At 39.0% G+C, this 13,403-nt stretch carries 6 protein-coding genes and 1 pseudogene; 2 read left to right on the top strand and 5 right to left on the bottom strand.

What is annotated here, in order from left to right:
- Positions 1–136 precede the first annotated feature (136 nt).
- The 4 genes from ACH10T_RS07290 to ACH10T_RS07275 form a co-directional block, all read right to left on the bottom strand.
- Complete coding sequence (locus ACH10T_RS07290; protein ID WP_394808651.1) at positions 137–4,888, bottom strand: DUF3320 domain-containing protein; 4,752 nt, start codon at positions 4,886–4,888, stop codon at positions 137–139.
- A gap of 732 nt (positions 4,889–5,620) precedes the next feature.
- The gene (locus tag ACH10T_RS07285) at positions 5,621–8,656 is read right to left on the bottom strand and encodes a hypothetical protein (RefSeq protein WP_394808650.1); all 3,036 of its coding nucleotides are present in this window, start codon (positions 8,654–8,656) and stop codon (positions 5,621–5,623) included.
- Positions 8,657–8,671: 15 nt separating this feature from the next.
- On the bottom strand, positions 8,672–9,160 hold the full coding sequence (locus ACH10T_RS07280; protein ID WP_394808649.1) for a hypothetical protein: 489 nt from the start codon (positions 9,158–9,160) through the stop codon (positions 8,672–8,674).
- Positions 9,153–9,797: a hypothetical protein gene (locus tag ACH10T_RS07275; protein WP_394808648.1), complete on the bottom strand. Its 645-nt coding sequence runs from the start codon at positions 9,795–9,797 to the stop codon at positions 9,153–9,155. Before ACH10T_RS07275 ends, ACH10T_RS07280 begins: the two co-directional genes overlap by 8 nt.
- A 407-nt stretch (positions 9,798–10,204) precedes the next feature.
- Here ACH10T_RS07275 and ACH10T_RS07270 point away from each other — a divergent pair, with 407 nt between their 5' ends.
- Together ACH10T_RS07270 and cas1 are read left to right on the top strand one after the other, a co-directional pair.
- On the top strand, positions 10,205–10,924 hold the full coding sequence (locus ACH10T_RS07270) for a hypothetical protein (RefSeq protein ID WP_394808647.1): 720 nt from the start codon (positions 10,205–10,207) through the stop codon (positions 10,922–10,924).
- Positions 10,917–12,209 carry a CRISPR-associated endonuclease Cas1 gene (gene cas1, locus ACH10T_RS07265; RefSeq protein WP_394808646.1) on the top strand — a complete coding sequence of 431 codons (1,293 nt, stop codon included), beginning with the start codon at positions 10,917–10,919 and terminating at the stop codon, positions 12,207–12,209. Before ACH10T_RS07270 ends, cas1 begins: the two co-directional genes overlap by 8 nt.
- 63 nt (positions 12,210–12,272) lie before the next feature.
- Here the strand turns inward: cas1 and ACH10T_RS07260 are convergent.
- Positions 12,273–13,091: pseudogene (locus ACH10T_RS07260) on the bottom strand (IS1595 family transposase); the annotation flags it as partial.
- Positions 13,092–13,403 lie beyond the last annotated feature (312 nt).

Below are 13,403 nucleotides of genomic sequence, written 5' to 3'. Positions count from 1 at the left end.
GAGCACGATCAATCAGTCGTCGCCAACCGAGATAATTGGCAAGGTAATGTGTGGCGATACCGTGAAATCGGCGCATCCACTCTTTGAGGCGACTGTCGGGGGTATGTCAACTTCTCCCAAAACACCGTACATTTTTTTACTTGATGGGGGAAATCAGATTATTTTCTCTTTTTAAGCTCTTATTAATTTCTAAATCAAGTACAGATTGAATGACTTGCTTTAAATCGGGTCCGCATCGCCGAAAACCTAATAATCTAGATACTTGTTGTATTAGCTCAATATCTTCAATTTGAACACTCTCATTTGCTAAGTGCCTTAAGGCAACTCTAATTTCTTGTGGTGGAATATATGCAGCATCGACTAAAGTTCTACTAGTCACACTTGATCTATCTCGAACAGTGAATTTGCTATGAGTTTCTGAAAACCAAAACTTTCCTTCATTTAATAAACCACTAGTCTGTTGCAAAGTTTTTAGTGTTCTGTCCTGAATTCTATTGCCAGATCTTTCTTTACTAAAAGCTTTAGATACTCGCCTAGCAACTTCTTCATGATGAATTGGACCTTCAATGTCAACTATCCTCTTAATCAGTAACCCCAATTCATATAACGGTATTTCATGGGGTTCTTTAAAAGAGTCTATTTTTTCATCAAATTCTTCATAGGGAATTGACACTTGTCCTTCAATAGCGGAATGTCTTACTATTGATTCAAATATGTCATGAAACACTTCTATAGGCTGATCATCCTTTAATTGCAATATAGGTTCGCGGTCGGCATTACTCAATGAAGCCAAGTAATCAAGTAGTTTAGCTTCTTGATCATGACGCCTATGAAACCAGTCCGTACTCCATATTCTATAAATTTTCCATCCGCGACTTTCCAGAATTTCTTGTCTTAAACGATCACGGTCTCTAGCTGATCTTGAAGAATGATATGTTGCGCCATCACATTCAATACCGCAAAAGAACTTGTTTTCATTATTTGGATCTACAACACCAATATCAATAAAAAATCCAGACATTCCAACTTGGGGTTGAACTTTATAGCCATTCTTTGTTAGGAATAATGCCAATGATTCTTCAAAATCACTATCAAAGCTCTTTTCAGTATCAATGGGAACATCAAAATAACCTTTTTCAGCAAATTGTAAGAATTCTCTAAAAGCATTAATTCCTAGCTTACCTGGAGATACCTTAATGTCTTCAGCTGTAATAGATGAGAAAACTTTGCAGCATTCCTTAGCTCGTGAAATTAATACGTTGAGGCGACGTTCGCCACCATCAGCTGCAAGAGGACCAAATGTCTGAGTTAAACGACCATCCTCACTACGACCATAGCCTACAGATATAAAAATTACATCTCTTTCGTCACCTTGAATTGATTCAAGGTTTTTTACAAAAAAGGAATCATGCTTACTAACAGAAAAGAAATATTCAACTTCCTGATGCTTTCTTCGATATTCGTCAATCAAATCACGAATTGCGTCTCTCTGAGCCACTGAAAATGCAGCCACACCAAGAGATTTATCAGGGTGAGTTTTAGCAAAACTAATTACTTCTTTAGCAATTAGCTCAGCCTCTAATATGTTTCTACCACCGTCTGGCCCACCCCTTTTATATCCATTTTGTGGTGACCTAACAAAAGAAACACCAAATCCATCTTCATAATTAGCCCTTAGTACTGAGGGAGGTAACAATAACTTGTTATCGTAGAAATTTCTATTTGAAACCGCAATTAATCCCGGATGCTGACTGCGATAGTGCCAGCGCAACATAACTTTATTTTGAAAGACGCTATCGCATAAATCTAAAATACTTTCCACATCATTAAAAAAATAAGATTCATCGTCATCAATAAATTCTTCTCGATCAGAATCCTCTGTTATGCGATTGAAGAAATTGGTGGGAGGCAATTGCTTTATATCCCCAACTACTACTACTTGCTTTGCTCTAGCTATAGCGCCAAGAGTATCTTCAGGCCTTACTTGACTAGCTTCATCTATTAGAACCAAATCAAAAGTCATTGATCCTGGCGCAATAAACTGAGCTATAGACATTGGGCTCATTAGGAATACTGGCTTTAACTCGTGGATGGCCCTTCCCGCCTTTGACATAAGCTTTCTAACTGGATAATTATTTCTCTTCTTGGCTATTTCCTGACGGATAGACAACATTTCACCATTTGTTCCTTTTGGGCAATTCTTAGAATAAGCCTCAAGAACTTCCATGGATGCTATCTTTAATCTTTCTTTATCGGATTTGCGAAATCTACCCAATTCCTTATCCAGTTTAAATGCGTCTATGTCGGATAAGCTTTGATCAACTGCAACAATAGATTGCCAAATATTTTCCAAGATGGATACACGGATAACAGGATTAATATGGTCCGCCTGAATCTCACCCTTAAATACCTTAGCGTGACACTCCTCGCCAATCTCTGATTTTAACTCGTGCAAATCATTTCTAATTTTTGACCATTCATTAATTCTCGACGAGTTGTTGTACCAAGATGTAATTTTTATATCTAATTCATAAAAAGAAAGCGACTGCACTGATTCAAATTTAATTTTCGTAGCCAGACATATTTCAGATAGTTTTTGAGAAAAATGTCTAATTAAATTAGCAATATCACTTATCAAGCTCCACGCGGCTTGATTACCAATTAACTTAACTATTATATTTTCTTTGATTTCATCAATATCAATAAATATCTGATACCATTCAAATAATTCTATAAGAACCTGTTCATCACTATTCCCACCTTTCCAGATTGATCCAAGTTCAACTTTAATTTCAGCATTTACATTGCTAACATCATATTCAAGACTTTTAACTAACAAGGCTTGATCAATTAAGGCTAGGCGATTTTTAAAGCCATTAGGTAGTCCTTGACGAAGAAGTCCTTTTAAGCTTCTTATTGAATTTCTGTAGGTCTTATTAAGAAAAGAAAAAATTGATCCGCCTGAACCAGCAAGCTTAATTCTCAGATCTGTGAGGTCAAACAATTCCCAATTAGCAATAAATTGATCATCAGTGATTTTTTTATAAGTTTTGAATTCATTAATTTTTAATGCGATAGCCTGTAAATCAACAAGGTTTGCTTTCATTTTTCTAGAGATCAATACTGACAGAGGTACATCTGGCAGGGTGCTAATCTTGCTAGTCACTACAGCAAATAACCAATTGAAATCATCTAAAGTAAACGATTCTATATACTCACTGGACAATGACACATTGCTACTAAGCTCATTAACCAAATCTCTAAACTTGTCATTTAAGGCTTTTAATGCATGTAACTCTTTTTCTAATCTTTCAATATCCATTGGTGTTAACGCACCAGCCTCAGAGAGGCACCAAGGGTGTTTTTCTGGTATGCCTGATTTCTTTAATCGATCACCTAGATCCACTAGGCGATTTGATAGAACTTCTAGTTTTAGTTTCGTATAACTAATTGAATTAGGTATTGAGAAATTAAAAATATTTAAGCCTAAGCGATGGAACTTAGCAATCTCTCCCATTATTTCAAAGGGAGAAAAACCCCATGGGTCTCTAGGTTCATTAACACGTTTTGCATGTTTATTTAAAAAGTCTTGGCTTTCAATCAGATTATTAAGCACATTATTCGGAACCTGCGGTTGGTCGGGAAACTCTACTGAATCCCTGATTTGCTTTAGTACAGCCCTTTTTGTTGCTTTACGACTATGTAGCTCAAGGCAAATAACACCTAATCCTACTTTTGATAACCGTTCATGAACTACATTGAGAGCTGCCATTTTTTCGGCAATAAACAGGACTTTCTTACCCTTTGCAACGGCTGCTGCAATAATATTTGTAATCGTTTGAGACTTGCCTGTTCCAGGTGGACCTTGGATAACTAAATCTCTACCACTCAAAACCGTTTGTATAGCCTCGGTTTGAGAGCTATCGGCATCTACTACGTAGACTAAATCTGCTGGTGTAAAGTAATCATCAATTAACTTATCTGACTGAACTATTGGTGGATCAGGATAGTTATTATCTTTTGGAGGCATTAATAGCCTTTGAACTATGGAATGCTCCAACAAACCTTTACCTTCAGGCCAGTTTTCAGGATCAAGATCGCGCCATAACAAAAATTTATTAAACGAGAAAAAGCCTAGAACAGATTCGTTAGGCAAAATTTCCCATCGGGTTTCTTGTGTTATTGCCAAACGTACTTGCTCACAATAATCATTTAATAACCAAGAATCTTCCTCGGGAATATCCGGCAACTCAATTGAGTTTTGCTCTTTCAGCCAAAGTTTTAATGAAATATTTGTGAATAAGTCTTCATCTCTTGGTTTGAGTCTAAATTTATCTTTTGCCCCATCTCTAACTAGCTCAACCGGCAAAAGAACCAAGGGTGCATAACGTTCAACATCAGAAGTATCATCTTCAAACCATTTTACGAATCCCAATGCTATAAAAAGAATATTGACGCCTTGCTCTTCTTCATACTCCTGTGCTTCGAAATAAAGTGACTTTAATTTCTTTTGCAAACTTTCTTTTTCTAGCTTGGTTTGCAATTGATTAGCACTGATATTTACTGACTCTGTAGAGTTTTCTATTAATAACTGATTGTCTTCTGAAGGCTCGTTAATCGGATTAAAATACATGTCGTTTTTATTGTTGTAGAGAGTATTAAAAATATTCTCACTATCAACATTGAAGAAACGAATATTTTTAGTTCGACTTGTATTTAGATTAGTACTAATTAATTTATTTCTTAGATTACGGTCGACAAGTCTGTCTCTTGCTATAGATAAGCGAGCCAATAGCTTATCTGACATTCCGGGTGGTATATTATTAGCAAATGGCCCTATGGGCTTACTTTCAGCTTGAGTTTTGGACTGGGTAGTATTTTCAGACATTAATAATTCTTAAATCTTAGAAAAGTTAAAGCGGATCAAGATGTAATAACTCGGGTAGAGCATACTAGAAGATTATGGCCAGTAAATTTTATATCCCACACAAAAGAAATTAGTTGTGCTTCCATGAAATATAAGAATATTTAGTTCATCGCAAGGCTATATAGTCTTCTTGCCTTGTGAGTTGTGCCTAACAATCTCTTTATTTTTTTCAAATGTATTTGATTGATTGCCTTATCAATATTGTAATTTACATATCGGTAGGATTATGATTTTCTTGCGTACTGTTATTAACAGAACTCGAACTGCAAGGCGGCTGCGCAGCAAATGCGGCCTCGCTGCCGTTGTCGCTCCCACTCGGACGCTTTGCGCTTCGCAGTTCGGTTGGTTCTGTGTTCACTGCACATTTTTAAATACGCCATAGATGTAAGCGAGTAGGTAATTGAATGGAATCCGTCTCAACACCGCATATTTTCTATCTTATCGGATTACCGTATTTCCCAAGTTCTTTAGATTCTATTTTATTAATTTGATGGAATTGTCTTTCCGTTTAGCAGTTGCACCGCCCATCAATTGGAGGAATTACCATCACTTACCTTGATCGGCTGCTTGCGTGCTTGATCCAAAATGCTTTCTGCTGCGCTAATGATTATACGACGTTCACGCCAGATTGAAACGGAAGCATCGCCAATTTGCTGGAAACCTCATCAAATAGCTAACCTGTTCATAGATTCCTTAGACTACAAAAAACTTTAAAATTTTTCTTTTAGTTTCATAACTCGGCTTCGCCCCATTTCGAATGTCATAAAGTGTTTGCCGTGGAATTCCAGTCAACTTGACCCATTCCTTCATAGGTTTCTGCTTAAGCAATTCAGCCAACCCCATTCTTCCATATTCTTCAGCTTCTTCATATTCAACGATACCTTCACTTCCCTCGCTAATATCATCCTTAACGCGGTTAGTTTCTTTGCCAATAAAGATGTGCTCTATGATTCGAAGATGCCGCCGCTTCAATCTCCCTATATCTTTTGGATTGGATGCCTTTGCTTCACCATGTGAGAAATAGTCAGCTACACACTCGGCCAGTGTTTTGTGCTCAATAGTGAATAATTCGTTCTTATCCATTCGTTTAATTTGAATGCAGATATCTTGGTATGACTTACCAAACGGCGCATAAAAAGCAATGCCTTTCAATTCCAATGGATTATAAGGTTGAATGTTTTCTTCATTCCTATTAGTTGATTCAGTTATTACCTCAAAGTGACTTTGCGATCTACCAAGCAAATCAAATTGATTCAACGATGGCAACATCACCATAAACGAGAAAGGCCGAATATCTGAAATATTTTTAAACCGTTTCAACAATTGAGCTGTAGAAACAGTTACCTTTGTTAATGCCGGTTCAGATAGAAAAGGAAGCTTGATGAGCGATACCCGCTTTTTCCCATCTTCAATTTCTTTAATTGCGTGATACCACAAATCATACATCCATCGATGGCCACCAAGCTTATAAACGTTCTCACAAGGTTCTGGTGTTGTGGGTTCATAGGATGTGGGTTTCATCCAACCACCCGTACCATGTGAAGAGAATTTCCTTATTCGATAACCAGTATCTGTACGGTTATACAATGCATATCGCTTTGCAGAAATAGCTATGCAGTACAAAGGCTCAGGTACTTTATTAAATTCATTTACATCTTCAATTTTCAATATTTCGGATACATTGCGATAAGGTGATAGCATTTTGAAACAATCACAAATTTCCTGAACCTTAACTCGGAACGTTTCACGATCCATATCCTCCGGCTTAGCAAAAGCCATCGAATCGGTATCGCACAACACATAATCAATGCCTCGATCATTTGCCAATTTTTCGGCAATTGCTAAGAGTAAACGGCCAGCAGCAGGAATCAATGCACCACAGGGGCCCATGAAATACGGCCCTGGCTCCTCTATTGATTTGGTTTTGCCTTTGCTATATTGATCTGCATAGACATGCACGGGAATATTTTTGCTCTCACTATCATCAGGATTGATTTCAACAAGGACGCCATAGCTGGTTGAATTTGCGATTAGCTTGAGGGCTTGCTGCAAACCATCAAGATAAAGAGATTCATTGCTACCTACTGAGTGATCTTTCATCTGTTTCTTAATATCTCCGCGCATTTCAATAACACGTGCAAACAGATCATCTGCTGTCAGATCGATGGAGAAACGCTCATCGCCAAACAATTGCCATTGTTTGGTTTTAATTTGGCCTTCAGGTAAAAGCTTAAACGCATCAACAATATGTGGAATTTTTCCGTTCAACAATTTTGAAGCAAGTACATCAGCTAAACAATACCAAACAGGTAAATGAGAGTAAGCATAATTCAATCCAATGTTAGTGGCTGCGCTTTGTTTTCCATAAGTCGTGCGAATTGGTAATAAGTCGCCATCGGGTAATATTTTCACAAAATATCGAAGTAAAGGCCAAGTTTGTTTTTTCAACAAATCATTTAAAGTTAAATCGTTTAATAATTGCTGTGTTTCTTCAAGGCAAGGTTCTACAGTTATTTTTTCAGCAAGCAACAATTGCTGAATATTCATCAGCGCATTAACAGTCGGATATTCACTCGTGAAATCGGTATAAATCACCTCAGTCGGCTTTAATCGAATACGAACTTCCGTTCTTCCACCATAATATGCAGTCATGGCTTTGCCGATTGCATCCTTAGGGAAATCTGCGTGTTGTTTAAGAAAGGGGGGAATCCCCAAATCTTTCAAGTACGATTTGCCAATCGATGCTTCAGAAAATATTTTCCAAGGTTCACGTGACAAACCATGCTTACGATAAACTTCCCGCTCTGCTTGATATAGCGCCCAAGTCGCTTGTACATCCTGAACCGCATATAGCAAATATTTTTCAGTAATTATTTCTCCATGATCGATTTCTTCTTCCATTTTGAGCGAACGGGCCTTAAATCGCTTGCCCATACCGTAGAGTGTTGTATCCCCCGGCCCGAGCAATGCTTTTCCAAAAGTAGACGTATCCAGAAACCGCCCTCGATAGCGATTCACTTTTTTGCTCGGTTTACGCTGGGTACGGAAATCAAACAAAGCTTTCTTACCACCCAGCGCCTTAATACGTATTGGAGGATGATCAAAACAAGAATCGTCTTGACGACAATTGCAAAGCGTTAACCAGAAGCCGCCATAAAATTTTTCTTTGGCTTCACCCCAATATGTAGCCAATCGTGAAAGATCGAACGGCAGATTGTGTCCAATACATAAAGCTTCTCGTTTATATATCCAGGGATAAAAGATCTTGCAAATAAAAACATCTTTCTTAAATAGTTCAAGATCATAAGTTGCAACAAAACTTTTTATGATAATCAGTTCTTCATTACTGATCTCGTCAGGATTATAAAAAATACCCGCTTTAACAAATTTATCCAGTGCATCACGATTTAACTCACCTTTCCGATAGAGCCACATGCGGGTTTCCGCACCAATGCCATATATCGCATAAACACCAAAACGCAATGCTTGGCGGCTATCGGTTGTAGTTTCGGTATCCAATACAAAACAATAACCGCCATAAGGTTGCTCAATATCCCAAATGGTTTGAGCTTCGTTATTTCGCTCTTCCTTGGCATTACTCTGATAATCATCAATTAAATCATTTTTAGTACTTGCTGAATTATCTTGTTTTTCTGTATTTATACGGTCAGTAAAACAGCGTAAATACTGTGAAACAGGCATGCATGCTCTATCTCGTGGTTTCGTCATATTAATAAATTATCGTTAATAGTTCTGAGCGGATGCTCGGGCCATTTTTAGTCCAAGGATTAGAACTATGACTAACGGCATTACTTTGACTAAAAATATCACTGCATCGATTGCTGTCCAAATTGTGTCCTTAGCCATTTGCTGCGATTTTTCGCTTAACACTTCCATAGGCATAGTTGGATCAGTATATAAGGCGCAATAATCCATAAAACCAACAAATAAGAAGGCGACACAAGGATCGCGTCGCCATAGATCTGGCCATTGGTATTGACGGCGTGACAGCATGGCATGACAGTTAAGACATATGGGAACCGTCCTGTGTGCATGCTTTTTACCTGCTAAGTGATGATGTTCTAGAGGCAAATCATCTTGACGGCAAATCCAACAATGACCGTGACTGTGCGTTTTGTCAGCACAGTTATGGCATCGATTGCGCTCGTTTTTTCGTAAAGCTGGTTTACGATATTCGCCGCATTCACTACAGGAGCGATAATCGTTAACCATGATTCATCACCCTGAATGCACGTTGTTCGGAAGAAAACATTCGTTCATACGCTTCACGGTCGGCATCATTCATTTGTTCCATGATGGAAATCAAATCATCCACTGTAGTTAGTAAAGAATATTGATTTCCAAACAGGTCAAAGACGACAATATTTGCAAAAGTTGTTATTGCTGAGGTATCCCCCAAATAAGCATTGTGAGCAGCATTCCAATATTGACCGACTATGCGAGCATTTTTGCGATCTAGTAAAACGTCGTTAAATAACTGGCCTTCCTTTGTTAGGATGGGGAAACTCGCAGAGCTTTTTATCTCCCATTCATGGTTGTTTAAACGATGTAATGTGTTACGTTCAGTATCAAGCTTTCTGATTGTATCTATAGAAATTCGAACCTCCTTAGATGCTTTGGAGAGTGATTTCCCTGATGCGATTCCATTGATAGCTTGATAGTAGCGCCCAAGGGTTGATTTGCGTGTGCGATCTATAATCCCTGAACGTTTCAATTCAGAAATCTTGGCTTCACTTTTGCGGGCATGACCTCGTGCTTGAGCGATAGATAATCCTCGCTCTTTTCCTAATTGTCGTCTGCGTTGATACTCGGCTTGGTAGTTACGTTTCTTTGATGGCATGGTTTTCATTTTCATCCTCGCTAGAACAGTTTAAAATCTTTGTTTTACATAGTTTTGTAATGGAAAATAACATCATATTTTATCTCTTAGATATATGATGATTATTTGCATCTATTGTAATGATAAATATAGGTTTAATATAACACTGGAAAGTTATGAACTATGTCAATTTGGATACCCTTGAAATAATGAAATAGCTATTTTTTCATACCTCTGTATAATATCGATGTATGATCGGCCAACTTACCAAAGAAGAACTATTAAAAGAGGTTGCGAGATTTCATTCTGAGCATTCAGTGACAGCCTCACAGCTTAAGCGCTGGGTAAAATCTGGATTTTTACCACCGCCCAAAGCCGGAAAATCCAGAGGTCGTGGCTTAGGTATTCCTCAGTTGTGGGAGCCGGTATGCATTCCTATGATTGAATTGATTATTGCGAGCTATCGGAAACAGAAGCCTAATATGGGCGAGGCTGGAAGAAGGATATTTGCGAAAGGATTTTTACTTCGAGGTGATTTGATACGTGAATATTTGGAAGAAATTCCAGATCTCCTTGAATCTAATTTGATGCGACAACGCTCATTTATGGAATCCAAAATTTCGACTTCATCAAAAGCTTCGAGACTTACGGAATCTGTCAAGCGTAGACATTCGAAAGATCAAACACTTGACGAACAAAAGCCGACGGATTGGATTAATGCGCTAGCTGAAGTGGTTGTAGGGACGGCTAAATTATCATTGCCGCAATCCACTTATGAACAACTTGGAAATTTCTTAAGCCCCCCTGAGTTGCGAGCCACTTTTCAGAAAGTAACAGATGAAACACTGCCAAATATATTTACAAAATCCCAAGATGAATTTAGTTCTTTTGGATTTGCAACTCGATCAATTACCAATTTATTTCGCGAACATGGTTGGAGTGGAGCAATAGAACCCATTATTCCTAAAATGCATTTTAGGAATACGGATTATGTGCTCACGTTTGAGTTTCGTCGTTCAGCACTGCTGTGGGGAGTTTTGTTATACGTGCATGGCCAAGCTTTTGCTCATGTATTGCAGGAAGTGATTAGTAAGGAATTTGGTCAAGCTATTGAGAACATGGTATCAATCGACAAGCTGGAGCAACTCAATGATTAGTCTAATATGTCTAAATTGCAAAATCAAATTTGCAACTAGAAATAAATTAGCTAAATATTGCTCTAAACCTTGTTCTAATAGTGGTAGAGCGCATTTAAAGCAACATAAATTTGAAAATCTTCCTAAGACTTTACATCTGCAAAATAATTCCAGCCAAACTACACATTCAGTTGGCACATTACACGTCATTCCCGCAATTAACGATCATCGATCCTTTGACGTTATCCCAACCGATAATAGACCTGCATTTATTCAATTTAATCTTGATGGCAAATCATATGCTGCATCTGGTGAACGCTGGGCAGCAGAGGCAAAAGAAAAAGATGTTCTAACCTTAGCAGGTAATGGATGTAGCCTTCAAGTAGATAAAGGGCAATTGGTTTTAAGATCTGGTTATAGTTGTTCTACTGTTACAGAACGTGAAAAGCGCATAACCCGAGGTGTTCATGCTGTAAGAGCAATTATCGTGATCAATACGACGGGCAATTTATCTACAGCGGCAATTCAATGGTGTTCTGATCAGCGCATTGCGCTGTATGTATTAGATCGTGATGCTAATTTAACTGCATTAACGCATCCTCCTACACCACATGTCGTATCGTTAAGGCGATTGCAATATAGTGTAGAACCATTAACACTAGCTAAAGAGATTTTGTATTGTAAATTTGATGCTTGTATTAAAAGCAAACCGATATTAACCATTAGTTTTACACAATCGGCAGATTCAATTTTGTATGCTAATACATTAGAAGAAATACGCCTTATAGAAGCCAGAGCTGCAATCATTTATTGGTCGACTTGGAATAATTGCGTTATCAAATGGAAAGAAAAAGATGTGCCGATAGAATGGAAAGGCTTTACTCAAAGAGCCTCGGGCATTTCTGGGAAAGGCTATAAAGCTACTCATCCGGTCAATGCCATATTAAATTATGCTTATGCAATATTGGCAGGACAAGTGGAACGTACATTACAGATTGCTGGGCTTGATGTGGCAGTAGGAAGCTTGCATGCTGATCAGGATGGGCGAGCATCGCTGGTATACGATTTAATGGAACCATTGCGACCAGTTATCGATAAAATCATTTTTGCTTGGGTTACTATGCAACGATGGAGGCGGGCTGATTTTGTTATTGATCGGCATGGGGTGATTAGAGTGCATCCACAATTAGCCCGAATTGTTGTTACTAAAACCTTATTACCAGATAAGATGATTCGTGAAGAAATTAATGCTTATGTGAGTTTGCTCAAGCAATTGAGTAACAGCAAGTCGGCTGTGACAAGGTAACAACCCTCTAATTATATGCTTCCTTTAAAAAGTGTACGGCGTTTTGGGAGAAGTTGACATACCCCTGAGGCGACTGTCGTAGGCATTCACGTTTTGCACGTGATAGATCTTGCCGACAACCCGGATACCTGCAGCCAGATTGATTGGGCGGTGGACGATGCCGATTTCCCGCACTGCGGCACCCAATGCCTTGCCGCTATCAGTACAGAGAACTGCATCATTTGCCAGTAATGGCTTGAGTGCCGCGCCGATATGCTCTTTGTCAGCTTTCTCCAAAACGAAGTCAGATGTGCTCCCAGTACGGTCACGGCAAATCAACACAGGAATCTGTTCAGAGGACAAACCACGCTTCGATGCTTTGCCGCCGCGCTTATGTGGCGGGCGCGTCATACCGTATTTCTTACCTTTGAACGATTCAAGAAAGAAGGTTTCATCAGCTTCAGCAATGCCAACCAAACTTGTGGCTTTCTGCTCATTAGGCAGCTTAAGAAAACGATGGCGCCAGCGAAATGCCGTGTTGCGATGCATATCGCATACTTTCGCGCTGGTACGCACGCTTTGACCTGATGCTATTTGTTGCGCGTATTCCAGCCACTTGCTCTTGTGGCGCAGGCGCGCCAGTGGTGTTCCACTAAGTGTATTGAAGGTGACACGGCAGGCACAGCAACGGTAGCGTTGTAACCCAGAAGCCGATCCCCAGCGTGCAATTTGGTTATGACCGCACTTGGGGCACAATGGCGTGGCCAGTATACGATTTTCAATCAACGTACTGACGGCCTGAATATGCCCAATCTTGTGCAAACAATCTGCTAATAACCTTCTCTGGTGCGGCGTCAGTCTTTCAAGTGCTGCCGCCAATATTTGGAACTCCTCAGTTTTCATCACAGATCCTATCTCGTTGATTCATAAGAAAACAGTATAGACCACTATTTAACGGTGACATAGCCTTTTTATTTTACGAGACACGCGTGATAAGTCGATTTTTGCTCTTTGAGATGGACATTGACAATACTGCAAGGCATCTGTCCGATTGTCAAATGGGTGCCAAAAAGGCTGGCACGGAGTGTATATTAAACGGAATTGTTACATGACAAGTCAGTAGTGTCCGGAGATTCGAGAATTGTCGCATGATAACTCGTTGAACGAACATTACTAAATGGCATATTTTTCTGTAATCGATTTCAACTTGCGCCA

This window comes from Nitrosomonas sp. (assembly GCF_043753625.1).
Lineage (GTDB): Bacteria > Pseudomonadota > Gammaproteobacteria > Burkholderiales > Nitrosomonadaceae > Nitrosomonas.
Note: the sequence above shows the minus strand (reverse complement) of the source record. Positions and strands in the feature narration are given on the sequence as shown.